21 protein-coding genes and 1 tRNA gene are annotated in these 24,258 nt (G+C 68.4%); 9 read left to right on the top strand and 13 right to left on the bottom strand.

Annotated features, from left to right (window positions below):
* Positions 1 to 6: 6 nt before the first annotated feature.
* Positions 7 to 585: an ATP-dependent Clp protease proteolytic subunit gene (locus tag B7K20_RS12555; protein ID WP_084102878.1), complete on the bottom strand. Its 579-nt coding sequence runs from the start codon at positions 583 to 585 to the stop codon at positions 7 to 9.
* A 252-nt stretch (positions 586 to 837) separates the two neighbouring features.
* Here B7K20_RS12555 and B7K20_RS12550 point away from each other — a divergent pair, with 252 nt between their 5' ends.
* Positions 838 to 1,323, top strand: a complete 486-nt coding sequence (locus tag B7K20_RS12550; RefSeq protein WP_144018688.1) for a DUF4190 domain-containing protein — start codon at positions 838 to 840, stop codon at positions 1,321 to 1,323.
* A gap of 141 nt (positions 1,324 to 1,464) precedes the next feature.
* Here the strand turns inward: B7K20_RS12550 and tig are convergent, their stop codons facing one another.
* Positions 1,465 to 2,775 carry a trigger factor gene (gene tig / locus B7K20_RS12545; RefSeq protein WP_084102870.1) on the bottom strand — a complete coding sequence of 437 codons (1,311 nt, stop codon included), beginning with the start codon at positions 2,773 to 2,775 and terminating at the stop codon, positions 1,465 to 1,467.
* 305 nt (positions 2,776 to 3,080) lie between these two features.
* On the opposite strand from tig, the gene B7K20_RS12540 reads away from it, so the two are divergent.
* The 3 genes from B7K20_RS12540 to B7K20_RS12530 all read left to right on the top strand — a co-directional run bounded on the left by B7K20_RS12540 (position 3,081) and on the right by B7K20_RS12530 (position 6,423).
* Positions 3,081 to 4,682: a xylulokinase gene (locus B7K20_RS12540; protein ID WP_084102869.1), complete on the top strand. Its 1,602-nt coding sequence runs from the start codon at positions 3,081 to 3,083 to the stop codon at positions 4,680 to 4,682.
* A gap of 104 nt (positions 4,683 to 4,786) precedes the next feature.
* Positions 4,787 to 5,212: a MarR family winged helix-turn-helix transcriptional regulator gene (locus B7K20_RS12535; RefSeq protein ID WP_084102868.1), complete on the top strand. Its 426-nt coding sequence runs from the start codon at positions 4,787 to 4,789 to the stop codon at positions 5,210 to 5,212.
* The gene (locus B7K20_RS12530) at positions 5,209 to 6,423 is read left to right on the top strand and encodes an MFS transporter (protein WP_084102867.1); all 1,215 of its coding nucleotides are present in this window, start codon (positions 5,209 to 5,211) and stop codon (positions 6,421 to 6,423) included. Before B7K20_RS12535 ends, B7K20_RS12530 begins: the two co-directional genes overlap by 4 nt.
* Before the next feature lie 7 nt (positions 6,424 to 6,430).
* On the opposite strand, the gene B7K20_RS12525 is transcribed toward B7K20_RS12530, so the two are convergent.
* Entirely contained in the window at positions 6,431 to 7,036 is a 606-nt protein-coding gene (locus B7K20_RS12525; protein ID WP_084102866.1) for a TetR/AcrR family transcriptional regulator, read from the bottom strand.
* Positions 7,037 to 7,199: 163 nt separating this feature from the next.
* Here B7K20_RS12525 and B7K20_RS12520 point away from each other — a divergent pair, with 163 nt between their 5' ends.
* From B7K20_RS12520 to B7K20_RS12510, 3 genes are read left to right on the top strand one after another with little or no spacing between them, the layout of a single operon-like run.
* A complete protein-coding gene (locus tag B7K20_RS12520; RefSeq protein ID WP_084102865.1) occupies positions 7,200 to 8,378 on the top strand; it encodes an MFS transporter in 1,179 nt (392 codons plus the stop codon).
* Positions 8,371 to 9,783 (top strand): FAD-dependent oxidoreductase, encoded by a 1,413-nt coding sequence (locus tag B7K20_RS12515; RefSeq protein WP_084102864.1) that lies wholly within the window; start codon positions 8,371 to 8,373, stop codon positions 9,781 to 9,783. Before B7K20_RS12520 ends, B7K20_RS12515 begins: the two co-directional genes overlap by 8 nt.
* Positions 9,784 to 9,833: 50 nt before the next feature.
* Positions 9,834 to 10,259 (top strand): hypothetical protein, encoded by a 426-nt coding sequence (locus tag B7K20_RS12510; RefSeq protein ID WP_084102863.1) that lies wholly within the window; start codon positions 9,834 to 9,836, stop codon positions 10,257 to 10,259.
* On the opposite strand, the gene B7K20_RS12505 is transcribed toward B7K20_RS12510, so the two are convergent.
* Both B7K20_RS12505 and B7K20_RS12500 read right to left on the bottom strand, forming a co-directional pair.
* Positions 10,256 to 10,771: a universal stress protein gene (locus tag B7K20_RS12505; RefSeq protein WP_084102862.1), complete on the bottom strand. Its 516-nt coding sequence runs from the start codon at positions 10,769 to 10,771 to the stop codon at positions 10,256 to 10,258. The genes B7K20_RS12510 and B7K20_RS12505 overlap by 4 nt on opposite strands.
* 269 nt (positions 10,772 to 11,040) lie before the next feature.
* A complete protein-coding gene (locus tag B7K20_RS12500; RefSeq protein ID WP_084102861.1) occupies positions 11,041 to 12,516 on the bottom strand; it encodes an MFS transporter in 1,476 nt (491 codons plus the stop codon).
* A 148-nt stretch (positions 12,517 to 12,664) separates the two neighbouring features.
* Between B7K20_RS12500 and B7K20_RS12495 the strand changes: the two genes are divergently transcribed.
* Entirely contained in the window at positions 12,665 to 13,666 is a 1,002-nt protein-coding gene (locus B7K20_RS12495; RefSeq protein WP_200809105.1) for a LacI family DNA-binding transcriptional regulator, read from the top strand.
* A 91-nt stretch (positions 13,667 to 13,757) separates the two neighbouring features.
* On the opposite strand, the gene B7K20_RS12490 is transcribed toward B7K20_RS12495, so the two are convergent.
* The 8 genes from B7K20_RS12490 to B7K20_RS12455 form a co-directional block, all read right to left on the bottom strand.
* A complete protein-coding gene (locus B7K20_RS12490; RefSeq protein ID WP_084102859.1) occupies positions 13,758 to 15,917 on the bottom strand; it encodes a glycoside hydrolase family 3 protein in 2,160 nt (719 codons plus the stop codon).
* Positions 15,910 to 16,470 carry a gluconokinase gene (locus B7K20_RS12485; protein ID WP_084102858.1) on the bottom strand — a complete coding sequence of 187 codons (561 nt, stop codon included), beginning with the start codon at positions 16,468 to 16,470 and terminating at the stop codon, positions 15,910 to 15,912. Before B7K20_RS12485 ends, B7K20_RS12490 begins: the two co-directional genes overlap by 8 nt.
* Positions 16,471 to 16,478: 8 nt before the next feature.
* A complete protein-coding gene (gene manD, locus B7K20_RS12480; protein WP_084102857.1) occupies positions 16,479 to 17,717 on the bottom strand; it encodes a D-mannonate dehydratase ManD in 1,239 nt (412 codons plus the stop codon).
* Complete coding sequence (gene uidA, locus B7K20_RS12475) at positions 17,714 to 19,510, bottom strand: beta-glucuronidase (protein WP_084102856.1); 1,797 nt, start codon at positions 19,508 to 19,510, stop codon at positions 17,714 to 17,716. The genes manD and uidA overlap by 4 nt, the downstream gene beginning before the upstream one ends.
* A gap of 26 nt (positions 19,511 to 19,536) precedes the next feature.
* The gene (locus B7K20_RS12470; RefSeq protein WP_084102855.1) at positions 19,537 to 20,913 is read right to left on the bottom strand and encodes a mannitol dehydrogenase family protein; all 1,377 of its coding nucleotides are present in this window, start codon (positions 20,911 to 20,913) and stop codon (positions 19,537 to 19,539) included.
* Positions 20,901 to 22,304 (bottom strand): glucuronate isomerase, encoded by a 1,404-nt coding sequence (gene uxaC, locus B7K20_RS12465; RefSeq protein ID WP_234985834.1) that lies wholly within the window; start codon positions 22,302 to 22,304, stop codon positions 20,901 to 20,903. Before uxaC ends, B7K20_RS12470 begins: the two co-directional genes overlap by 13 nt.
* Positions 22,305 to 22,370: 66 nt before the next feature.
* Positions 22,371 to 23,399: a LacI family DNA-binding transcriptional regulator gene (locus B7K20_RS12460; protein WP_084102854.1), complete on the bottom strand. Its 1,029-nt coding sequence runs from the start codon at positions 23,397 to 23,399 to the stop codon at positions 22,371 to 22,373.
* A 222-nt stretch (positions 23,400 to 23,621) separates the two neighbouring features.
* Positions 23,622 to 23,695: transfer RNA gene (locus B7K20_RS12455), tRNA-Pro, on the bottom strand.
* Between the two features lie 51 nt (positions 23,696 to 23,746).
* On the opposite strand from B7K20_RS12455, the gene B7K20_RS12450 reads away from it, so the two are divergent.
* Positions 23,747 to 24,136 carry a DUF1304 domain-containing protein gene (locus B7K20_RS12450; RefSeq protein ID WP_084102853.1) on the top strand — a complete coding sequence of 130 codons (390 nt, stop codon included), beginning with the start codon at positions 23,747 to 23,749 and terminating at the stop codon, positions 24,134 to 24,136.
* Positions 24,137 to 24,258 lie beyond the last annotated feature (122 nt).

Raw genomic sequence — 24,258 nt, 5'->3', positions numbered from 1 at the left:
TCTCGCTCATGCCTTGCCTCCCTGCGACGCGTCGCCGGTCTCGGCGGCGTGCGTGATGACCTTGTCGACGAACCCGTACTCGAGGGCCTCCTCGGCGGTGAACCAGCGATCCCGGTCCGCGTCCTTGGTCACCTGCTCGAGCGACTTGCCCGTCTGCTCGGCCGTCAGCGTCGCGAGCGTCTTCTTCATGTGCATGATGAGCTCGGCGTTGATGCGGATGTCCGTCGTGGTGCCGTAGATGCCGCCCGAGGGCTGGTGCATCATGACGCGGGCGTGGGGCGTCGCGAAGCGCTTGCCCTGCGCGCCAGAGGACAGCAGGAACTGTCCCATCGACGCGGCCATGCCCATCGCCACGGTGGCGACGTCGGGCTTGATGTACTGCATGGTGTCGTAGATCGCCATGCCCGCAGTGATCGAGCCGCCGGGCGAGTTGATGTACAGGTAAATGTCCTTGTCGGGGTCCTCGGCGGCCAGCAGCATCATCTGCGCGCAGATGGCGTTGGCGTTGTCGTCGCGGACCTCGTCACCGAGCCAGATGATGCGCTCGCGCAGCAACCGGTTGAAGATCGAGTCGCTCAGCCCCATCCCGGGACCGTCGGCTCGTGCCGTGATGTCGTTCACGTTTCCTCCTGATCGAACGTCTTGCTCGACCCTAACGCCCGCCACCCACGCGACATTGCCGTTGACCCCCTGTTTTCGCTACGGGGTGAACACGTGTGGGCACCCTGAGACCAGGGGTCGGGGTATCCCCTTGGAGAGGTTCGCCCATATGGCCGATGCCGTGGCCGGCCCCCGTCCCTAGGCTCGGTTTCAGAGGCCATCACCAAAGGGGACATCATGACCGACAACACGCAGCAGCCGCAGCCCGAACCGGAGCAGCCACAGCAACCTCAGCAGCCGCAATACGCGGCACCCCAGTACACACAGCCATCGTACGGAGCACCTCAGTACGCCCAGGCGGGCTACGCACCCGGCCCACGGCCCGGCACCGAGAAGAACTGGATGAACATCACGTCGCTCGCGCTGTCGCTGGGCGGCCTCGTGACCGGCATCACCGTCATCCCCGGCATCATCTTCGGCCACCTGGGCCTCAGCGCCGCCAAGCGGGGCGAGGCCGACAACCGCTCGCTTGGCCTCGCGGGCCTCATCACGGGCTACGTCATCCTCGCGCTGGGCCTGCTAGTCCTCATCGCGGTCCTCGTCTTCGCGGGCGCCTTCGTCGGTGAACTCGTCCAGGAGTGCACGGGCGACAACCCCGCCGAGTGGTGCACCGACACCTCCTCCAACAATGCGTGGACGGCGGTCACCGGCATTCCCGCCTGACCGCCCTCCCGGCCACGGCATCGGCCGTTCCTCCGCTGCCAAGGCCACCACCGCATCGGCCGCCCGCCATCAGCGGCCGGAGCAACGCGAAGGCCCCGCCTCCCTCACGGGAGACGGGGCCTTCGTCGTGGGTGGGGCGCCTTACTCGGCGGCCTCCTCCTCGGTCTTCTCGTCCTCAACCGAGCCGATCACCGGGGACAGGTCCACGGCGTTGCCCGCGGTGTCCTTCACGGTGGTGCGACGCAGCGCGAAGGCGGTGGCCTTCGAGCGCGCGACCTCGGCGACGATCGCGGGGATCTGGCCGGCCTGCTCGACCTGCTGGATGAACGTGTTGGGGTCCATGCCGTACTGGCGGGACTGGTTCAGCAGGTAGTCGAGGAGCTCGTTCTGCTGAACCTCGATGTCGAGGTCCTCGGCGAGCTGGTCGAGGAGGATCTGCGCGCGCAGGGCGTTGTGCGCCTCCTCGGTGACCTCGGCACGGTGGGTGTCGTCCTCGAGGCGGTTCTCGTTCTCGAGGTGCGAGTGCACCTCGTTCTCGATGACCTTCTTGGGAAGCTCGAAGTCGGTCGCCTCCTTGAGGGCGTCGATGAGCTTCTCGCGTGCCTGGACGGCCTGGTTGTTGGTCTTGATCTTGGTGACCTGAGCCTTCAGGTCCTCCTTGAGCTCCTCGACCGTGTCGAACTCGCTGGCGAGCTGGGCGAAGTCGTCGTCCACCTCGGGAAGCTCGCGCTCCTTGACTGCGGTCACCTTGACGGTGATCTGCGCGTTCTCACCGGCGCGGTCGCCGGCGGCCAGCGGGGCCTCGAAGGTGGTCTCCTCGTCGGCGGACAGGCCGATGAGGGCGTCGTCCATGCCCTCGAGCATGTTGCCGTTGCCCACCTGGTACGAGGTGCCCTGAAGGTTATCGATCTCCTCGTCGCCGATCTTGGCGGCGAGGTCGATCGTGGTGAAGTCGCCGTCCTTGACGGGGCGGTCCACGGTCTTCAGCGAGCCGAAGCGCTCACGCAGGTTGTCCAGGCGCTCCTGAACATCCTCGTCGGTGACCTCGATGGGGTCGACCTCGACGGTGATGTCCTCGGCCTTGGGCAGCTCGACCTCGGGGCGGATCTCGACCTCGGCGGTGAACTCGAGGCCCTCGAAGCCCTCCTCCGAACCGGGGATCTTCACGACCTCAACCTCGGGCTGGCCGAAGGGGCGGATGCCCTGCTCTTCGACGGCCTCGGAGTACCAGCCGGGCAGGCCGTCGTTGACGGCGTGCTCGATGATGGCGCCCTTGCCCACGCGGGTCTCGAGGATGCGCGGCGGCACCTTGCCCTTGCGGAAGCCGGGGATCTGGACCTCTTCGCCGATGTGCGCGTAGGCGTGGTCCATGGAGGGCTTGAGGTCCTCCTCGGTGAGGGTGACCGTCAGCTTGACGGTCGTGGCGTCGATCTTCTCGAGGGCGCTGGTCACTGATGTGCTCCTGAATTGAGGTTTTGGCCTGCGGCCGTCATGCGGGATTCCCGCACGGATAGGCAACCCCACGAGTGTAGTGCGGTATAGGGCGTGTGCCCAATCGGTTTCGCTGATGGCCGATGCCGTGGCGGGGTGACCGCGCGCCGTGCGGGCTGGGCGATGGGCCCGGGGTCCGGCTGGGCCATTGGTCGCGCGCGGCGCGCGTCCGTCGCCCCTACACTGCTGGTGAACGTTCACATCGTGGCGGCCGCATGGGCGCGGGCGCACACCACCAGCAATGACGACAAGGGAGTTGAGCACCGGTGACGGAGCAGACCACTGACGCCGCCGCGGCCATCGCCGCAGGACACACCTCGCTCGGTATTGAGCTCGGATCGACCAACATCAAGGCGTGCCTCATCGGCCCCGACCACGAGGTCCTCGCCACCGGATCCCACGCCTGGGAGAACCAGTTCGTGGACCGCCTGTGGACCTACTCCGAGGACGCCATCTGGGCGGGCCTGCAGGGCGCGGTTGCGGCACTGATCGCCGATGTCCGCGAGCGCCACGACGTCTCGCTCGAGTCCGTGGGAGCGCTGGGCTTCTCCGCGATGATGCACGGCTACCTTGCGTTTAACGAGGCCGGCGAGCTGCTGGTGGCGTTCCGCACCTGGCGCAACACCAACACGGGTGCCGCGGCCGCGCGCCTCACCGAGGAGCTCGGTTTCAACTTCCCGCTGCGCTGGTCCGCCTCGCACCTCTACCAGGCCATCCTCGACGACGAGCCGCACGTGAAGGACCTCGCGTTCGTCACCACCCTGGCAGGCTACGTGCACTGGAAGCTCACGGGCGAGAAGGTGCTGGGCGTGGGCGACGCCTCGGGCATGTTCCCCATCGACCCCGCCACCAGGGATTACGACGCGTCCATGCTGGCGCGCTTCCAGGGCCTCGTGGACGCCCGTCACCCCGGCCTCGACGTCGCGGGACTCCTCCCCCGCGTGCTGGTCGCGGGCCAGGAGGCGGGCCGCCTTTCGGCCGAGGGCGCGACGCTGCTCGACCCCACCGGCACGCTGCAGCCCGGCGCTCCCCTGGCCCCCGCCGAGGGCGACGCCGGCACCGGCATGGTCGCCACCAACGCTGTGGCGCCCCGCACCGGCAACATCTCCGCCGGCACGTCCATCTTCGCGATGGTGGTGCTCGAGAAGCCGCTCGAGTCCGTCCACGAGGAACTCGACATCGTCACCACGCCCGCGGGCGACCTGGTCGCGATGGTGCACTGCAACAACGGCGCCTCGGAGCTCGGCACCTGGGCGGGCGTCTTTGGCGAGTTCGCGAAGGCGCTGGGCCACGACGGTGACTCGAACGCCGTCTTCGGCGCCCTCTTTGCCGCCGCGCTCGAGGGCGAGGCCGACGGCGGCGGCCTGCTCGCCTACAACTACCTCTCGGGCGAGCCGATCACCGGGCTCGAGGAGGGCCGCCCGCTGGTGGTGCGCACCCCGGGCAGCCGCCTCACGCTTGGCAACTTCATCCGCACGCAGCTCTACGCGGCCTTCGGCACCCTGAGCCTGGGCATGAAGGTGCTGCACGGCGAGGGCGTGAAGCTCGACTCGATGTTTGCGCACGGCGGCATGTTCCGCACCGCCGGCGTGGCCCAGGGCCTGCTGGCCGCCGCGATCGACGCCCCCGTCACCGTGGGCGACACCGCCTCCGAGGGCGGCGCGTGGGGCATCGCGGTGCTCGCGGAGCACGTGCGGGCGGGCGCCGGACAGAGCCTCGACGCCTACCTCGCCGAGAAGGTCTTCGCCGACGCCGATCTCACGGTGGCCGAGCCCCACCCCGCCGACGTCGCGGGGTACGAGGCGTGGCTCGAGACCTACGAGGCCGGACTCGCCATCGAGCGCGCCGCCACGGAGGCCATCCACTAACTCAGCAGTCGAGACGAGGCCGCCGCATCCCACGGGTGCGGCGGCCTCGCTGCATCTCGGGGTTCGCGGTCGCCGCTTTCATTCACAAGTTATATAGTCGGCTTATGGAAAAGCGCCGGCAACTCATCGTCGACCTGGTAGCCCAGACGCAGCGCCTCACGCGGCTGGCCGCGCAGGCCACCGGGAACTCGACCCCGGCATCGGCCTGGCGCCTGCTAGCGATCCTCGAGACGGAAGGCCCCCAGCGGGTCGGAACCCTCGCATCGGCCGTCCGGGTCAGCCAGCCCGCGCTCACCCAACTCGCGTCTCACCTGTGCGAGCAGGGCCTCGTGACCAAGGGCCCCGATCCGACGGACGCCCGCGCCGCGATCCTGACCCTCACCGGCGAGGGTGCGACCGCCATCGCCGACTGGCGTGCCGAGATCGGCGGCGCGCTCAGCCCCTACTTCGCCTCCCTCAATGACGAGGACTGGTCGCACCTCGCGGCCACCGTGTCCCTGCTGTCCTCGCTCGATAGGGAGCCGTCATGAACTCGTCGCTGCTGCGTCAACCCAAGGCCGTGTGGGCCGTCGCCTTCGCCTCCGTGGTCGCCTTCATGGGCATCGGCCTGGTGGACCCCATCCTCCCCGCCATCTCCGAGAGCCTCGAAGCGTCGCCCACCGAGGCCGAGATGCTCTTCACGTCGTACTTGGTCGTCACCGGCATCGCGATGTTCTTCACGAGCTGGGTGTCGGGGCGCATCGGCGCGCGCCGCACGCTCTTGTTGGGCCTCACCCTGGTCGTGATCTTCGCGGCGCTCGCCGGCGCCGCGGGCAACGTCGATCAGATCATCGGCCTCAGGGCCGGGTGGGGACTGGGCAACGCCCTGTTCATCTCCACGGCGCTGGCCACCATCATCGGGGCCGCGGCCGGCGGCGCCGAGAGCGCGATCATCCTGTACGAAGCCGCCCTGGGCCTCGGCATCGCGATCGGCCCGCTCCTGGGCGGCCTGCTGGGATCCGTGAGCTGGCGCGGCCCGTTCTTCGGCACCGCCGCCCTGATGGCCGTCGCGTTCATCACCATCGCGGTGCTGCTGCGCTCCGACCCCACGCCGCGCGTGCGGGTGCCACTGAGCGCGCCCTTCAAGGCGCTCGCGCGCCCGCAGATCCTGCTGCTTGCCGTCACGGCACTGCTGTACAACATCGGCTTCTTCACCCTGCTCGCCTACACGCCGTTCCCGCTGGGGTTCTCGGCGATGGGGTTGGGGTGGACCTTCTTCGGGTGGGGCATCGCGCTGGCCGTCACCAGCGTGTGGGTCGCGCCCGCGCTCACCCACCGCTTCCCGCGCACGGCCGTGTTGCCGGTGGTCCTCTCGCTGCTCGCCCTCGACCTGGTGGCGTGCGCGTTCGCGGTGACCTCGCCCGCGGCGCTCGTCGTGGGCGTCGTGGCTGGCGGGGCGCTGCTCGGCGTGCTCAACACCGTGTTCACCGAGTCGGTGATGGAGGCGACCGATCTGCCGCGCTCGGTGGCCTCGTCGTCCTACTCGGGCGTGCGCTTTCTGGGCGGGGCCGCCGCGCCGCCGCTCGCGACCGTGCTCGCCGACCAGTTCACCGCATGGACGCCCTACGTGGTCGCCGCCATCTCGGTGGCACTGGGGGCCGCGCTCGTGTGGACCGGCCGGGGGCTGCTCGCCCGCGCGTCCACCGCGCACGAGGACGTCGCCGAGGAGGCGCAGGCCATCACCGCCGGCGAGGTCGCGTAGCCCGCCGCTACGCCGACCGCGGACGCGCCAGACGCGCGAGGAAGTCCTCCGCCTGGCGCTCCTGGCGTCGGCGCAGATCGTCGCTGGGCCCCTCCATGAGCGCCTGGACCGAGGCGCCGTCCACCAGCGTGACCCAGTCGTCGACGATGTCGGCGTCGATCAGGCCCTCGCGTAGCTCGCCGTCCTCGCGAGCCTCCGCGAGCACGCCGTAGAGCAGGCGCCTGAGTTCCACGTGGGATTCGCGACGGGCCGCCGCCAGCCGCTCGTTGGTCACCGCGTGGGCACAGAACGACACGTCGACGTGCGCCTCGAGCAACCGCTCGTCGTCGAGCGGCAGCGACTCGAACAGCGCATGACGCAGCGCCGCCATGCCCCGCTTGCCGCGCCCGGTGGCGAGGATCCTGTCGCGCGCACGGCGAAAGCCCAGTTCGTGGGCCGAGATCAGCATCTCGTCCTTGTTCGCAAAGTAGTGGTTAAGCGCGCCGAGAGAGAGGCCTGCCTCGCGTGCGATCTCCCTTGTCGAGGCGTGTTCAAGCCCCACACGGCCGATGACGCGCCACAGCGCCTCGTGCACCGCCGCGCGACGAGCGGCGTGATCGACGATCCGTGGCATGGGCCCTCCCTGAGGCCAGGATGGTATCCGAACCGGCCGCACTGAGGCGGGCGGTCACCGACGGAGGATACGGACGAAATCCAGGTTTTACACGGCCGCAACCTATTTAGATCAGTTGATCCATAACCTGGCGACTACCCCCGGAACCTCACGAGAGGTACGCATGACCGTCCCCGCTGTCTCCCCGACCCGCGCCGCCATCGCGGCAGGATTCTTCGCCCAAGGCCTCTTGATGGCCGTCATCCTCACGAGCCTTCCCGGCATCGAGGAGCGCACCGGCATCGGCGAGACAGAGGTCTCCCTCGTCATCCTCACCACCGTGATCTTCGCGGGCGCCGGCTCGGTTCTCGCCGGCTCGCTCGCCACGCGCTGGGGCTCGGGCGCCCTGCTCCCACCCGCGTTCATCCTCCAGGCCGCGGCGGTGGGCCTCGCCATGCTCGACGCACCGTACGTGCTGCTCTTTCCCGTGTTTGCGCTGTTTGGACTGGGCGTGGGCCTCGCCGATGCGGGCAACAACATGCAGGCGCTCACCCTCCAGCGGATCGCGGGCCGCTCGCTCATCTCCTCGCTCTACGCGGTCCAGACGGTCGCGGCGATCATGGGCGCACTGCTGGTCTCGGCCGTTGCAGGGTTGGCCGCACCCTTTGAGTCCGCCTACGGCGTGGCCGCCGTCGCCGGCATCGCGATCGCGGCCGGCATCCGTGGACGGCTCGCGGCCGACCCCGAGCGCGGCAACGACGGCGACGGCGAGCGTCCGAGGCTGCCCTGGAGCGGCATCGTCGTGTTCGGCGTAGTGGTCGCCGTCGCGTACATCGGCGACTCCGTCATCGGCACCTGGAGCTCAGTGTTCCTCGATCAGGAGCTCTCCGCAGCGGCCGTCATGGTGCCGCTCGGATACGCCGCTTACCAGGCATGTTCCCTCGTCAGTCGCGTCGCCGGCGACCGGCTCGTGGGCAGGCTTGGCCGCGCGCCCGTACTCACCGGCGCGATCGTCACGGCCACCGCCTCGCTGTTCGTCGCGGCGGCGGCGCCGTCACCCTGGATCGCGGTCGCGGCCTTCGGTGCGGCCGGCCTGGGGATCGGACTCATGGCTCCGCTGTCGTTCTCCGCCTCGGGAGACCTCGCGCCGGATCACCAGGACGAGGTGGTCAGCCGGCTCAACCTCTTCAACTACTTGGGCGTGGTCATCGGCTCGGGCGCGACCGGCGCAATCGCCGATGCCGTAGGCCTGCGCGCCGCCATCGTGATGCCGGCCATCCTCGTCGCGGCCGCTCTGCTCACCGTCCGCTCGTACCGGCGCGACCGCACCCCCACCACCGTCCAGGGAGGACACCATGCCTGACACCGTGACCACCGACGTCTGCATCATCGGCGCGGGTCTGTCCGGCCTCACCGCCGCACGCGAGCTGATCGCCGCGGGCCTCGACGTGGTAGTCCTCGAGGCCACGGATCGCGTGGGCGGGCGCACCAGGAACCACTCGGTCGCGGGACTCAACGTCGACCTGGGTGGCACGTTTATTGGACCGGGTCAGGACCATGTCGCCGCGCTCGCCGCCGAGCTGGGCGTCACCTCCTTTCCCACGTATGACGCGGGCGCCCAGGCGATGGTGCTGGGCGCCCGCCGCCGCGAGTACGCGGGCTCAATGTTCCCCATCGGCCCCGTCCGCCTGGCCCACCTGGGCGCCGTGATGGCGACCATCGACCGGCTCTCCGCCACCGTCCCCAGCCACGCTCCCTGGACCGCGGCGCGCGCCCAGGAGTGGGACGCGCTGAGCCTCGAGGACTGGCTGCGCTCGCGCGGTGGAGGCGACCTCTTGGTGACGCTGTTCGCGTTCGTGACACGCACGTCCTGGGGCTGCGAGCCGCGCGAGATCTCCTTTCTCCACGTGCTCCACTACGCCCGCCAGGCCGGCGGCCTGTGGCCGCTACTGGGCACCACCGACGGCCTCCAGGAGCGCCACTTCCACCACGGTGCGGCCACGCTCAGCGAACGGATGGCCGATGCGATGGGCACCCAAGTAAGGCTGTCGTCACCCGTGCATGCGGTCGCCTGGGGCGACGACGGTGTCACCGTGACCGCCGCAGGGGTCACGGTGCACGCGTCGCGCGTGATCGTCGCGATCCCGCCTGCGTCTCGCGCGCGCATGGCGTTCTCCCCCGCGCTGCCCGACCCATGGGCGTCGCTGGGCGAGGCGTGGCCGCAGGGGACCCTGTCGAAGGCGTATGCCGTGTACGAGCGCCCCTTCTGGCGCGACGCGAGCGGGTGCGGGCTGAGGCGGCCGATGAGCGGCCAGGCGCAGTCGTCCTCGGGCCCCGTGTGCGCGACCTTCGACGCGAGCCCCGAGGGCGACGACCCCGGCGTGCTGCTGGGCTTCATCGGCGGCGATGACGCACGCGCGTGGGACGCGCTTCCCGCCGCGGAGCGCCGCGCGCGGGCGATCGGGTCGTTTGCCGAGATCTTCGGTCCGGACGCCCTCGAACCTGTCGACTACGCCGAGCAGCGCTGGGCGCGCGAGGACTGGATCCTGGGCGGTCCCACCGCGGTGCCCGCGCCCGGCGCGTGGACCTCCGTCGGCGCCGCCGTCGCGACGCCCGTGGGGCCCCTCCACTGGGCGGGCACCGAGACCGCACAGACCATGACCGGCTTCATGGACGGCGCCATTCGCGCCGGCGAGCGCGCGGCCCGCGAGGTACGCCGCGCCCTCGCGATCCAGGCCCTCCCCCAACCCGAGCCGGTGCCGGCGTAAGCCGGGACGGCCACCCAGCCACGGCATCGGCCGCACGAAAGGACATCCCCATGGCACTGAGCCGCTCCCACACCGTCGTCACCACCGCCTCGCCCGAGGCGGTCTGGAAGCGCTGGACCACGCCCGCCGATTGGGTGAGCGACGACCCCGGCGTGGACGCATGCGACTTCCCCACGCCCCCGACCGTGGGCGCGCGCGGCACGCTCGTCTCGGGCGGCAGGCAGAAAATCCGCTTCTTGGAGCTCAAGGAGTGCGAGGAGATGCTGTTCGAGATCGTGCTGCCGCTGGGCTCGCTGCAGTTCCCGCATCACATGGCGCCGTCACCCGAGGGTCTGCGCGTGCGCCACGGCGTACGTGCGATGGGGCCGCTGGGGTGGCTGTACTGGCTCGTGGCGGGCCGCAAGGTCGCGGCGGGACTGCCCGAGGTCATGGGCCTCGTGGTGGGCGCCGCCCTGGCCGAGTCGGTCGAAGCCTAGGAGGCCTGCGCGCCCTCCTCCCACGGCAGTTCCTCGTCGTCGCCCACCGGCGCCTGCGGCACCACGAGGACCGGGCGGTGCTGACGGTGCGACAGCTGTGCCGCGACCGAGCCCGAGAAGAACTCGTGGAGCGTGCCGCGGATGCCCGGGTCGCGCGTGCCGACGACGATCATCTCCGCGTCGATCTCGTCCGCAATGAGTGACAGTTGCTGGGACGCGAGTCCCGCGTCGGCCCGCGTGCTGAACTCGACCCCAGCCTCGGCGAAGATCGCGCCGATGTGCTTCTCGAGGTCGGGATCGAAGCGCTCGACGAGGGTGTCGGTGAGCTCGGCACTCATCGACACCGAGATGACGGAGCCGTCCAACTGACGCTCGATCGCGAGGCGTGCCGAGTCGACGCTCGCGCACACCACGTGGGCGTTCAGGAGCTTCGCGAAGCGTGCCGCGGTGGTGACGACGGTGTCGGACTGGCCGGGCACCACCCCGACCAAAATGTGCGGTGTGGCAGTCATCACGGCCTCCTTCGGCGCCGCGCGAGACGCTCCCGCGCGTCACTTCCAGTTTCCTCTTGTTGAGGGCGTGGCGCATGGCGAACAGATCGGGCCAGCGCCGACTGACAAGCACATTGCTGGCTTCTGGTCCGACCCCCGCTTCGGTCGGTGAAGGCGGGCGCGGTCTGCGCGAGACCGTCAACGTCCTCCATGGCTCATCGGACTTGGACTCGAAAACGGGGGTGGGGCCGCACGAGCAACCCCACCCCCTTCACGAGCGCGTCAATTGATCACTTGGGCGACTCCGACGCCTCCATGGAAGCCTGCGCCGCACGACGCTCGGCGAGGACCGCCGCATTCGCGTCGACGACTTTCTTGCTCAGCGGGTACAGGAAACGCAGCGACAACGCCACGAGGATGAGCAGCACGCCGGGCACGAGTGTCGACAGCATGTAAATGCCGTCCAGCGTCTCCTGCGCCTGCACGATTTGGTCGGAGCCGGTCGTCGCTTGGTAGCCGACCCAGCCAAGCGCCCAGCCGCCGAGTCCGCCCGCGAGCGCTTGGCCGAGCTTGCGTGCCCATGAATAGATGCCGTAAATCGTCGCATCGTCGCGGTCGCCGGTCTCCACGTCATGGTCGTCGATCACGTCGGTGATGAACGCCCAAACCATGAAGTTGAACATTGCCATGCAGAAGTTCGCGATCGTGAAGAGCGCGATGAAGACCATCGGCTGATCCTGTAGCCCGAGCACCCACGCAAGGATGTACATCGAGGATCCGAGAATGAGCGACACCACCGAGGCCTCGCGCTTGCCGAACTTCTTGGCGAGCCATGGCACGAGCGGCAGCAACAGCAACGTCGGGACAAAACCGGCGAGCGCCGCAATCGACTGCAAGTCTCCGCGGTTGAAGTAATCGAGCCACAGGTAGGCGACAAGGCCACTCGGTAGCAGACTGCCGACAAGCAGAAGCAGAGCTGAGACGACGAGGCCACGCAGGGGCTTGCTCCTAAGTACGGACGTGATCATCTCGCGGAAGGGTACGACCTCCTTCGCCGGAGGCTCCTCGACGCGCTCGCGTGTCATCAGGAACGCTAGCGCGTAAGCCCCCAACGCAAGTATGGACAGGGCGATCGCGACCATCTGCATGCGCTCCCCAGAGAGCACCGAGTTGCCGTCAGCGTCGGTGACGTTCACGAACATGGGCACAGCGACGGAGATCACGATGGCGGCGAGCATCGCGCCGGTCGAGCGAAACACCGAGAGCTGAGCGCGCTGGTCGGGGTTCGTGGTCATGACCGAGGCCATCGAGCCGTAGGGGATGTTCACGAGCGTGTAGGCGATCGAGCCCCAAAGGATGTAGGTGATGGACATCCAGGCGACCCGGGCACCGTAGGACTCCCAGCCAGACACGAAGTTCATGTACATCAACGCCGAGGCGGCCGCAACGGGTATGGCCCCGCGCAACAACCACGGACGGAACTTACCGTGCCGGCCTGGCTGTCGGGTATCGAGGAAGCGCCCGACGCCGACATCGGTGAACCCGTCAATCAGTCGCGCGACCAACAGCAAGGTGCCCACGTGGGCCGCCTCGACGCCGATGACCTTCGTGTAGAAGGCCATGAAGAGCATGGCCTGGAGAATGAACGTGAAGTCGTTTCCGAAGTCGCCGAACATGTAGCCGATCCGGTCGGACCAGCCGAACGGCTTGGCCTTCTTCGTCGAGCCGTGAGCTCCCTTGTTCACGACAGATGCTGCGCTTGTCATGGTTTCCTACTTCGCATCGTTGAGAAGTACCTGGCGGCGTTGCCAGGTATGGGAGCAACTATGGGCGCGAGCATGTCACGCGCCCAAAGAGTTGCCAGAATTTGCCACCCAATTCCCAATCGAGTGGCACCGGGCTAGCATCACTCACGTGCAACGTCGCCCTACGATCAAGGACGTCGCCGCTCTCGCCGAGGTCGCGCCGTCGACGGTTTCTCGCGCGCTCTCTCAGCCAGGTCGGGTCAACGCGTACACGGCTCAGGCGATCTTCCGGGCCGCCGAGGAACTCGGCTATCACCAGGTCCCGCGGACGGACACCGGTCGTCGCAAGCGTACCCATGCCATCTCGCTGGTCGTCTCCGACGTCACCAATCCGTTCTATTCGCGGATCATCCACGGCGCTCACGAGGCGGCGCTCAAGGCGGGATACTCACTTGTTTTAACCCACGGTTCCGAGCAGGGCGAGGTGGAGCAGGTCGTGCTTGAAAGAGCCCTCGACCTGGTCGAGGGCGTCGTGCTTGCAAGCTCTCGCATGCCGGCTGGAGCGATTCGGAAGATTGCGCGCCAGCGGCCCGTCATCTTGCTCAATCGGCGCATGCCCGAGACGCCCTGCGTCCTCATCGACGACGCACGCGGCATCGAGCTCGCGGCCACGCACCTCGCGTCGCTCGGTCATCGCGACGTCACCTATCTCGCCGGGCCACATGCGAGTTTCGCCGACGGCGCGCGGTGGCAGGAACTCAAGCGCATCGCACCCGAGCTGGGCATGCATGTGCGCCGCACGTCCGCGCACGATTCCCCCACGATGGAGACCGGCTTCAGCGCCGCTCGAGTGATCGCCGACCAGCGCGCCACGGCCGTGATCGCATACAACGATGCGCTAGGAGTCGGCCTTATCAAGGGGCTGGGTGCACTCGGGTTCTCCGTGCCCGAGGCTGTGAGCGTCGTGGGCTTCGACAACGTGCGACTCAGCGACGTGGTCTCCCCGGGGCTCACGACTATCGCCGCGCCGCTGCAAGCCCAAGGCGAGACTGGGGTGCGAAACCTGCTCGCACTCATCAACGGAGCACGGCTATCGAACGAGCCCCTGGTGCTTCCGGTGACGCTACGCGAGCGAGAGTCGACGGCGCCGCCGCGGACAACGATCCGGTAGCGTCGCGCAGCGGTGCGCCGTCGTCGCGGGCGACGCGGCGGACTGGCCGGTGCCTGCGTGCGGGACCGACCAGTCCATGTGGCGTCGCTCCTCAGGAGGCAACGGTCAGCACAAAAACGTGCGGAGTGTCCTCCGAGGACGTGCCGACGTGGACCGTGTAGTCGCCCGGCTTGATCTGGAAGCCGCCGGTCGCGTAGTCCCACACTGAGAACGGGTGATGGGTCGAGGCCGGGTCGATCGCGATCTCCACGCTCGTCGACTCGCCGGGCTCGAGCGCGACCTTCGCGAAGCCGACCAGTCGCTTGGGCGGCTGACCGTGACTCGGGACACCCAAGTACACCTGCACCACCTCGGCGCCAGCGCGTGATCCGGTGTTTGTCACGGTCGCCGACACCGTGATCGGCGAGCCGTCGAATGTGCTCGACGAGACGGCGACATCGGACACGACGAAAGACGTGTACGACAGTCCGTAGCCGAACGGGAACAGCGGAACGATGCCCTCGGCCTGGAACCAGCGGTAGCCCATGCGCAGGCCCTCGGTGTAGCGCATCGTCGGGTAGCCGTCGCCTTCGTCGGTGCCGGGGTACCTGACCGGGTCGCCGTGGTGCATGAGGTCCTCGAGCCGGGCCGCGTAGGTGGTGGGCAGTTTGCCCGACGGCGAGGTCGTGCCCCACAGGAGATCCGCGACCGTGTGGCCGTCCTCGGCGCCCTGATTCCACACCTCGATGACGGTGGGCGCCTGGTCAATCCAGGGCAGCATGACGGGGGAGCTGTTCTTCAGGATCACGACAGTGTTCGCGTTGGCACCCAGTAGCGCGGAGACCATTGCGTCCTGGTCGAATGGCATTTCAGGTGTGGGGGTGTCCGCCCCTTCGGTTGCGATCGAACCCGCCATGATCAGCACGGTGTCGGCGGCCGCCGCTGCGGCCTGTGCCTCCTCGAGGTTCGACAGGTCGCGCTCGACCACGAGGAGTTCCACCGTCGCGGACGACCCCAACTCGGCGAGCACATCCTCGGTGCCGGGCAGCGGGTCCACGGTGTACAGCGGGACGACTCGCGAGGAGCCGCCGCCACCCTGGCACGCCTTGCCTGCGAACTTGTCCATGCCGACGATGAGGACTTTGCCTGCCTCGACGGGAAGCGGCAGCCGCTGCTCGTCGTTCCTGAGCAGTACCGCCATGTCGGCGCCGATGCGACGGCTGACCTCGCCGTGCTCGGCCACGGGGATCTCCGTGGGAGCGTAGGGCTTGCCGAACTGGTCGAAGCGGAACATCTGCGTGAAGCGGCGCGCGAGCGCGCGGTCGATGGTCGCCATCTCCAGCGTGTGGTCCGTGAGCGCGGCCTTGAGGGTCTCCTCGTTGAACCACTTGCTGTCGGGCATTTCAAGGTCCAGGCCCGCGTGGAGCGACGGTGCTGCGGAGTGGAGGGCCCAGAAGTCAGACTGGACGTAGCCGTCCCAGCCCCAGTCCTCACGCAGGACGGTGTGGAGCAGGTAGCGGTTCTCGGACGCGTAGGTGCCGCGGACACGGTTATAAGCACTCATGATCGAGGCGACGTCGCCGTCCTTGCATGCCATCTCAAACGGCAGGAGGTACATCTCGCGCAGCACGTGCTCGTCGACCTCGACGTTGGCACGCATGCGCTCGATTTCCTGGTCGTTGACGACGTAGTGCTTCGCCATGGCGATGACGTCGTGGGACTGGATCGCCTTGATGACCTGGGTTCCCATGACGCCGGTGAGGTACGGGTCCTCCGAGAAATACTCGAAGTTGCGACCGCCGTTGGGCAGACGGTGCAAACACAGGCCCGGCCCTTCGAGAACGTGCTGACCCAGGTGGGCGCTCTCCTTGCCGATGATGTCGCCGTACGCCGTCGCGAGGTCGGGGTCGAACGACGCCGCGACGCCGATGGTCATCGGCAAGGCGGTGGCGGGCGGGCTGGGAGTACCGTCGCCCATGCCGACGCCGACAGGCCCATTGGTGACGCGCAGACGGGGGATGTCGAGGTCCTCGTCACCCTTGACGTGCCGGTCGATGCGGATGGTGGCGGCGAACTCCTCCATCTGCTCCTCGGTCATCGTCTCGGCGGCCTCAGCGAAGGCGGAGATGTCGATGGCGCCCATGGCGCCGTGGAGCTGGCCGATTTTTTGCTCGAGCGTCATGGCCTCCACGAGCGCGACAGCGCGCTCTCGGGGTGTCAGTTTTCCGTCCATCCACGGGTGGGCGGGGGTCTCGGTGACGGCGTCATTCATGAGGTTCTCCTCGATCAATCGTCGCTACATGGGCCGCAACTGCGCGACCTGAACGCACTTCTTTGTCGTGCACTGCCTCGACCGCATCCGCGACCAAGATCGCCACCGGCTGCGCGATGTCGAGCACCACACCGCGCTCGTCGGCATCGAGCGGCTCGAGGGTCGTGAGCTGACTGTCGAGCAGGCTCGCGGGCATGAAGTGCCCCTCACGGCTCGCGGCGCGCTCCGCCAGGACCTCGGACGACCCGGCCAGGTGGACGAAGAACGCGTCGGGCGCGGCCGCCCGGATCGCGTCTCGGTAGGACCGCTTGAGCGCCGAGCAGGCGATCACGAGCGAGTCGGATGCCGCGAGCGACTCTCCCACCCTCGCGAGCCACGGCCAGCGGTCGTCGTCGGTCAGCGGGATGCCCGCCGACATCTTCGTCTTGCTGGCCTCGGGGTGCAGGTCGTCGCCGTCCTGGAAGGCGACGGCCAAGTGCTCCGCGAGGAGCGCGCCGACCGTCGACTTCCCACAGGCGGAGACGCCCATGACGACTATCTGTCGCGCGGCCATCGTCCCTCCTACCAGTCGTGGACGGTACCGTCGGCGAGACGGTTGAACGGCAGGTAGGCCTGCTCGTACGGGTACTTGCCTGCCTCGTCCACGTCGAGCGTGACGCCGAGACCCGGCTCGTCGCCAGGATGCAGGTAGCCGTCGCCCCACGTGAAGGTCTGGCGGAACACCTGGTTGGTACGCTCGCCGTGCTGCATGTACTCCTGGATGCCGAAGTTGTGGATCGCGAGCCCCAGATGCATCGCGGCGGCCATGCCGACGGGCGAGACGTCCGTGGGGCCGTGGAACCCGGACTTGATCTGGTAGAGCGCGGCGAAGTCCATGAGCTTCTTCATGTGGCTGATGCCGCCGGTGTGGGTCACAGCGGAGCGCACGTAGTCGATGAGCTGCTCCTGGATGATCTGCTTGTAGTCCCACACCGTGTTGAAGATCTCGCCGATCGCCAGTGGCGTCGTCGAGTGCTGGCGCACCAGGCGCAGGGCCTCCTGGTTCTCCGCTGGCGTGCAGTCCTCGAGCCAGAACAGGTCGTACGGCTCGAGCGACGTGGCGAGCTTGGCGGCCTGTAGCGGCGTCATGCGGTGGTGGCCGTCGTGAAGCAGCGGCAGCTCGGGGCCGAACTCGTTGCGGACGGCCTCGAACACGGTCGGGATGTGCCGCAGGTAAGCCCGGGTATCCCAGTCCTCCTGGGTGGGCTTGGCTCCGCGGCGGGCGGGCTCGTGGTCGTAGCGCACCGACGCGTCCCCGGTGTCGGCCGCCTGCGAGGCGATGCCGTAGATGGCCTTGAGCCCGGGCACGCCCGTCTGCACGCGGATGGACTTGAAGCCCTTCTCTTGGTGCGCGCGGATCGAGTCGAAGATCTCGGGCAGCTCCTTGCCGGATGCGTGGCCATAGGCCATGAGTCCGTCACGGCTCGCTCCTCCGAGCAACTGGTACACCGGCATACCGGCGGCCTTTCCCTTGATATCCCACAGTGCCATGTCGACGGCCGCGATGGCCGCCATGGTCACCGGTCCGCGACGCCAGTAGGCGCCGCGGTAGAGGAACTGCCACATGTCTTCGATGCGCGAGGCGTCGGCGCCGAGCAGCAGCGGGGCGACGTGCTCCTTGAGGTACGCCACGACGGCGAGCTCGCGACCGTTGAGGGTCGCGTCGCCGATGCCGACCACCCCGTCGTCCGTCGTGAGGCGCAGCGTGACGAAGTTGCGATCTGGGCTGGTGACGATGACCTCAGCCTTGTCGATGATCATGCGTTGTCCTTGTTGTCTCGAATGGCGGTCCAGCGGCTGCGAAGCGAGTGCGCGACAGCCTTGGGCTTGCGGTCGCGGGTGAACACGCCCTTTTTGTTGCCGTCTACACGGAAGAATCCGGAGGAGGTCTGGAAGTCGGCGAAGTTCCACACCTGCTCGCCCGCGAACGACTCGATGCGGTCGAAGACGCGGTGGTACATCTCGAGCATGTTCGTCTGGTACTCCTCGGTCCACGGCTGGTCCCAGATGGAGTGGTAGCCGGCGACGGTGTCGGCGCCGTACTCGGTCATAATCATGGGCTTGCCGTACATCTGCTCCCAGGCGCGCAGCTCGGCCTCGAGACCCTGCTCCGCGCTCGCGAGGTCGCCGCCCATCAGGTACCAGCCGTAGTAGCGGTTGAGGCACAAGACATCGGCGAACTTGGACGCCTTGCAGACGTTCGGCGGGGCCATCATGACGTTGACGAACGTGTACGGCCGGGTCGAGTCGAGGGTCCTCGCGTACGCGAACATCTCCTCGAAGTAGGCCTCCGAGATCTCGGCCATCGTGTCGGGCTCGTTTGCGATGGACCACATCACGACCGAGGGGTGGTTCTTGTCCCGGGCGATCAGCTCCCGGATCTCGCGCTTATGCGCGGTGGCCATCGCCTCGCCGAAGCCCTCCTCTCCCTCGGCCCCGCCGGACATCATGGAGGCGAAGTCGGCGATGCCGCCGGAGATCTTCGAGTTGAGCCCGACCGCCGAAGTCTCGTCGATGATGACGATGCCGTGGCGGTCCGCGTAGTCCATGACCTCCTCGGCGTACGGGTAGTGCGAGGTGCGGAACGAGTTGGCGCCGATCCAGTCGATGAGCTGGAAGTCGTGCACCAGGTAAGCGTCGTTGTGACCCTTGCCGATGACGGCGATGTCCTCGTGCTTGCCGAAGCCGGTGAAGTAGAACGGCTCGCCATTGATGAGGAACTGATTGCCCTTGACTTCGACGGTGCGGATGCCGACGTTCACGCGGTACTCGTCCACGAGCGCGTCGTCGGAGACGGCCTCGACCTTGAGCGAGTACAGGTACGCCGCTCCGGGCTGCCACAGGTGAGCGTCCGTCACCTCGAGCGTGCCACTCGCACCCTCACCCGTCGCGACGGTCGTGCCCGCCTCGTCGACCAGGGAGACCTTCACCTCAGCGTCGCCCGTGAGCGAGACGTTGTAGTCCACGAGTCCGGTGGTGCCGTCGAGTCGCGTGATGACCGTGACGTCGTCCACGTGCGTCGCTGGGACCGAGTACAGCCACACGGACCGATGCAGTCCCGCAAAGTTATAGAAGTCGTGCATGTAGCTTTGCTGCTTGCGACCGTCGGACAGCGTCTTCACGGTGCCCGGGGGGATCGTGGAGGCCGTCAGCATGTTGTTGACGCCCACTGTGAGCCGGAACTCCTCGCCCGCAGACACGACGTCGGTGATGTCGGCCTCGAACGGGAGGTATCCGCCCTCGTGGCTCGCGACCGGGGTGTCGTTGACGTAGACGGCACCCTCGTGGGTGGCGGAGTCGAGGCGCAGCAGGATGCGCTCGCCCGCCCAGCCGCGCGGCACGCGGGCCGTGCGCTGGTACCAGACCCAGCCGACGTGGTCGCGGATCTTCGAGTCTGCGAAGAGGTCGTTGTAGCTGGCGGGGACGGGCGCGTCGAGCTTCCCTGGCAGGGCACCGGTCCAGGGCTTGGGGACGTCGGTCGATTCGAGCGCGAACGACCAGATGCCGTCCAGGTTGAGCTTCTCGCGCGTGGCGGTGATCTGGGGCTTGAGCATCCTTACTTCCTTCTGTCGTGGTGCGGTCACAGGGCCGGTGCGGCCGTGGTGGTACGGGTCGCCGCGAGGACCGCGGCGAGGAAGTTGGCGTCCGACGCGAGATCCTCGGACACGATCGCGAGCAGGGCTCGCACGGGCTCGGCCGACGCGAGGGCAGCGTCGATGCGCTCCTGCTGAGCATCGAGCGCATCGGATGCGACGGCGAGGCTGTCGATCCAGGCCGCGATCGCGCGGGCGCACCCGGTCGCGGGCCGTCCGGCCGCGCGCTCGGCAAGAGCCACGGGAACGATGCGCACGGCCAGCTTGGTCGAGGCGTCCGACGCGATCTGGGAGAGCGGGTGACGGATGCGAGGGTTGGCGAAGCGCTCGCGCAGGGCGATCCGGTAATCGGCCACGCCCATGTCGTGCGGCAGGTGGGCGGCCGCCTCGTCCCAGAAGGCCTCGACCCGCTGCCACACCTCGGTGCATCCGGTCGCCTCGGAGACCGAGGTGAGGCCCGCGTTCAGGCCCGCGGCGGCGAGCAGGCTGTGTGCACCGTTGAGCAGCCACAGCTTGCGGCGCTCGTAGGGCTCGATATCGTCGACGAAGACCGCGCCGGCGGCCTCCCAGCGAGGACGCCCTGCGGGGAATTCCCCCTGGAGTACCCAGGCCGAATAGGGCTCCGTGACGACGGGGGCATGATCGTTCCAGCCGGCCGCGTGCACGGACTCCGAGACCTCGGCCCCGGCCCGCGGCGTGATCCGGTCCACCGAGGTGGAGACGAACGCGACCTTGTCGGCCACCCAGGCGGCGAGCTCGGGATCGATCCGCTCGGCCCACGCACGCGTTCCTGCCCTGAGCCACGCGCCGTTGTCCGGAACGTTGTCGCACGGTACGACCGCGATGGGGCCGCCGCCCGCGCGGAAGCGCGCCTCTAGCGCGACGAGCAGTCGTCCCACCGGCGTGGAGACGGGCTGCCCCGCGACCGCGGCCTCGATGTCGGCAGCGACCTGGGGGGCTGCCCAGCGAGGCGACCCGGAGCCGTCGAGCAGGTAGGCGGCCTCGGTTACGGTGAGCGTGATGATCGCGACCTCGGGCCGCGCCGCGTAGTCGCGCAGCACGTTCAGGAGTTCTCCCCCATGGGCCCGCGAGATCGGGGACATCAGCTCGACCGAGTCTCCCTCGGGCCCGCGGACGACGAGCGTGTACAGGCTGTCCTGGGCGTCGAGCAGTCTCGCCATGGTGGGAGTACGCCCCGTGAAGGCCGCAATCCCCCACTCTGCCGCATCGGCCGCATGCGCGGTGTACCAGGCCTGATGAGCACGGTGGAAGTTGCCGAGCCCCAGGTGGATGATCCGCACCGGTGCACGCCGGGCTCCGAGCTGCGACCTCGACAGGTCACGCAGGCCGCTCACAACTTCCATACCTTGGTCGGCACGGCGGTGGTGACGTCCGCGATGACCCGCATCGCCGTCTCGCGATCGAGGCGACCCTCCGACACGAGGCGCGCGATGAACGCGGCGTCGCGGCGTCGCGCCGTGTCGTGGCGCACGGGGATGGACAGGTAGGCGCGGGTGTCGTCGATAAAGCCTGCGGTCTTATAGAAGCCCGCGGTCTCGGTGACGGCGCCCCGGTAGCGGTCGATCGCATCGGGTGCGTCGAGGAACCACCAAGGAGCGCCCGCGTAGACCGCCGGGTAAAAGCCCGCGAGCGGCGCGATCTCGCGCGAGAACACCGTCTCGTCCACCGTGAAGAGCACCAGGTGGAAGCCTTCGGCGGTGCCGAAGCGCTGGAGCAGGGGCCGCAGGTTGTCGGTGTACTCGGTGCGGATCGGGATGTCGTGCCCCGTGTCCGGTCCGAAGCGCTCGAACGTCGCCGTGTGGTGATTGCGGCGCACGCCCGGGTGGAGCATCATCACGAGGCCGTCTTCGACGCTCAGCTCCGCCATCGTGGTGAGCATGTGTCCGCGGAGCTGCACGGCGTCGGCCGCGTCGATCTCGCCGCGCATCGCCTGGGCGAACAGCTCCTCAGCGCGGGCCTCGGAGAGGTCCGCCGTGACGGGAACATCGACTCCGTGGTCGGTCGCGGTCGCGCCGTGCGCGGCGAAGTGGACGCGGCGGCGGCGGTGCGCCTCGACGTAGCCGACGTAGGTCTCGTCGGACACTCCCGCCGTCTCCAGCAGGCGGCGCACATGCGAGGGGAACTCCGCTCGCGCCGGCTCGAGGTACTTGTCGGGTCGGTACGTCGGCACGACGCAGGCGGAGACGTCGCTCGCGGCGGCGATAATCCGGTGATCCGCAAGGTCGTCGCATGGGTCGTCGGTCGTCGCGAGGAACGCGATGCCGAAGCGGGCCAGGAGCGCCCGCGGTAGGAACTCGGGGGTGGCGAGCGCAGCCGCGATCGTGTCGTACGACTCGTCCGCCGACTCGGCCGAGACCGGGCGCTCGATCCCGAACACGGTGCGAAGCGTCTCGTTCATCCAGTACCCGGACGCCGTGCCTGCGAAGAGGTGCCAGTGCGAGGCAAGGGTTCGCCACACCTCGCGAGGGTCGGCCGGGCCACCGCCCTGGCCGAGCGCTTCGAGCTTGATGCCGTTGGCGTGGAGCAGCCGGGTCACGTAGTGGTCGTGGACCACCAGAAGATCGGCCGGATCCTTGAACGCTTCGTTGCGCGCGAGCCAGGCGGCAGGGACATGTCCATGAGGCGAGATCACCGGTGCGTGGGCGACGGACTCGTAGAGGTCCTGCGCAAGCGCCCGGGTCTCGGGGTCCACGGGGAGCAGAGCGCCCGCCGCGGTCTTCAGCATCGTTGCCATGCGGACATGGTGGCACCACCATCCACCGCTTGTCAACCGGTTGCCAGGAGCGTTCCTCAATGCGACTCAGTCGACGTCGCGCCGCGCCTCCCCAGTAGAGTCACGCACGACGAGCGTCGTTGGCAACCGGTCGCCCTCGTGGGGAGCGGGAACGACGCCGGCGTCGGCGAGTAGCCTGCGAACCGCCCTCGCCCCCGCCTCATCCATGTCCGCCCCCACGGTGGTGAGCGCGGGCACCATGAGCGCCGAGCCGAAGATGTCGTCGAAGCCGGAGACAGAGAGACCGCCCGGCACCGAGACCCCGTTCTCATACGCCGCCTTGACGAGACCGATCGCCACCAGGTCGTTGAAGCACACCGCCGCGGTCACCCCCGAGGCGGATACGCGGCCGAACGCCGCGTGGCCACCGTCGACCGTCGGCACGTTCGGCCCGATCTCGACGATCTTGAGCCCCGCCGCCACCGCCTCCCGCATGAGCGCCTCCCAACGCCTGCTGCTCGTCCACGAGGTGACCGGGCCGGACACAAAGGCGATCGAGCGGTGTCCGAGGCCTGCCAGATGCGCGATCAGCTCAGCGATACCGGGCTCCACGTCCGCTGCGACGGACGGCAACCCATCGATCTCGCGGTTGATCATGATGATCGGCGTCGATGCGGCCACCGCACGAATCGCCTCGTCGGACAGTCGGGTCGTCGCGAGCACCATCCCATCGCTCGCGGGGGCGAGGCGCTCGATCGCCGCTGCCTCGACGTCGCCCGATTCCTGGGACTCCGCGAAAATCAGCGTGTAGCCGACCTCCGCCGCGGCCCGCTCGGCGCCACGCACGATGCCGAAGACCACAGGGTTGGTGATGTCCGCCACGACCAGCGCGATCGTGCCTCGCCGGCCTGTGGGCAGCGAGCGCGCCATCGGATTGATGTGGAAGTTCAGTTCGCGCGCGACCTCGCGGATGCGTGCCTCGGTCGCAGCCGACACGCGACCGGGCTGGTTGAGCGCGCGCGACACGGTCGAAGGGTTCACGCCTGCGCGCTCCGCGACGTCGTAGATGGTCGGCGCGGACCGGCCCCGGCGCCGCTGCCTGGAGTTCTCAGTCATGGAGCCATACTGCCGTGCCGACCGCGCGATGCTCGACCTGCACCAAGGACCACCGCTCCCGGGGCCCGCATAGAAGACGTTAAGAGTCCACCGCCGGAACGACATCGTCGACACCCGCGACTACCACCTCAAGAAACGACAAGAGGCCCTCCCCAAGGGGAGAGCCTCTGTCAACGATGCCCCACGACATCCGTCAACGATGTCCCGACACATCACACACCGTCGGGGTGACAGGATTTGAACCTGCGACCCTCTGCTCCCAAAGCAGATGCGCTACCAAGCTGCGCTACACCCCGGTGCCCGTGCGGGCCTGCCTACTCTAGTACGCGCGGCGCTACGCTCGCCTCATGCTGACTCTCGCACTCGTTCTTGCGGCGCTCGCCGCCGCCCTCCACGTCTACATCTTCTGGATGGAGGCATTCGCGTGGGAGACACCGCGGGTGCGGGCCACCTTCGGCACGTCCGAGACCGAGGCCGCAACAACCAAAGCCATGGCCTACAACCAGGGCTTCTACAACCTGTTCCTGGCCATCATGACGATCGTCGGCGTGGTCATGCTTGCCACCGACGCAGCGTCGTCGGGATGGCTGCTCGTCGTCGCGGGCGCGGGGTCGATGCTCGCGGCGGCAATCGTCTTGGTCACGAAAGACCTTTCGTATGCGCGGGCCGCGGCCACGCAGGGGACGCTACCGCTGCTGGCGCTCATCACGCTCGCAATCGCGCTCGCGTGGGCTTGAGACAGGATCACGAAGAGTGCCGGTTACCGCGAAGCCCCCGCACTCGGCTACTCTAGGTGCGCCGGTTCGCCGGTAGTGCGGGTGTAGCTCAATGGTAGAGCCTCAGTCTTCCAAACTGATTA

The sequence above is a fragment of the Demequina sp. NBRC 110051 genome, assembly GCF_002090055.1.
Lineage (GTDB): Bacteria > Actinomycetota > Actinomycetes > Actinomycetales > Demequinaceae > Demequina.
Note: the sequence above shows the minus strand (reverse complement) of the source record. Positions and strands in the feature narration are given on the sequence as shown.

Bases quoted from the DNA above. Each gene is read 5' to 3' on its own strand.
- B7K20_RS12555 (WP_084102878.1), bottom strand. From the start codon at position 585: ATGGGGCTGAGCGACTCGATCTTCAACCGGTTGCTGCGCGAGCGCATC.
- B7K20_RS12550 (WP_144018688.1), top strand. From the start codon at position 838: ATGACCGACAACACGCAGCAGCCGCAGCCCGAACCGGAGCAGCCACAG.
- B7K20_RS12535 (WP_084102868.1), top strand. From the start codon at position 4,787: ATGGAAAAGCGCCGGCAACTCATCGTCGACCTGGTAGCCCAGACGCAG.
- B7K20_RS12530 (WP_084102867.1), top strand. From the start codon at position 5,209: ATGAACTCGTCGCTGCTGCGTCAACCCAAGGCCGTGTGGGCCGTCGCC.
- B7K20_RS12525 (WP_084102866.1), bottom strand. From the start codon at position 7,036: ATGCCACGGATCGTCGATCACGCCGCTCGTCGCGCGGCGGTGCACGAG.
- B7K20_RS12520 (WP_084102865.1), top strand. From the start codon at position 7,200: ATGACCGTCCCCGCTGTCTCCCCGACCCGCGCCGCCATCGCGGCAGGA.
- B7K20_RS12515 (WP_084102864.1), top strand. From the start codon at position 8,371: ATGCCTGACACCGTGACCACCGACGTCTGCATCATCGGCGCGGGTCTG.
- B7K20_RS12510 (WP_084102863.1), top strand. From the start codon at position 9,834: ATGGCACTGAGCCGCTCCCACACCGTCGTCACCACCGCCTCGCCCGAG.
- B7K20_RS12505 (WP_084102862.1), bottom strand. From the start codon at position 10,771: ATGACTGCCACACCGCACATTTTGGTCGGGGTGGTGCCCGGCCAGTCC.
- B7K20_RS12500 (WP_084102861.1), bottom strand. From the start codon at position 12,516: ATGACAAGCGCAGCATCTGTCGTGAACAAGGGAGCTCACGGCTCGACG.
- B7K20_RS12490 (WP_084102859.1), bottom strand. From the start codon at position 15,917: ATGAATGACGCCGTCACCGAGACCCCCGCCCACCCGTGGATGGACGGA.
- B7K20_RS12485 (WP_084102858.1), bottom strand. From the start codon at position 16,470: ATGGCCGCGCGACAGATAGTCGTCATGGGCGTCTCCGCCTGTGGGAAG.
- manD (WP_084102857.1), bottom strand. From the start codon at position 17,717: ATGATCATCGACAAGGCTGAGGTCATCGTCACCAGCCCAGATCGCAAC.
- uidA (WP_084102856.1), bottom strand. From the start codon at position 19,510: ATGCTCAAGCCCCAGATCACCGCCACGCGCGAGAAGCTCAACCTGGAC.
- B7K20_RS12470 (WP_084102855.1), bottom strand. From the start codon at position 20,913: ATGGAAGTTGTGAGCGGCCTGCGTGACCTGTCGAGGTCGCAGCTCGGA.
- uxaC (WP_234985834.1), bottom strand. From the start codon at position 22,304: ATGGCAACGATGCTGAAGACCGCGGCGGGCGCTCTGCTCCCCGTGGAC.
- B7K20_RS12460 (WP_084102854.1), bottom strand. From the start codon at position 23,399: ATGACTGAGAACTCCAGGCAGCGGCGCCGGGGCCGGTCCGCGCCGACC.
- B7K20_RS12450 (WP_084102853.1), top strand. From the start codon at position 23,747: ATGCTGACTCTCGCACTCGTTCTTGCGGCGCTCGCCGCCGCCCTCCAC.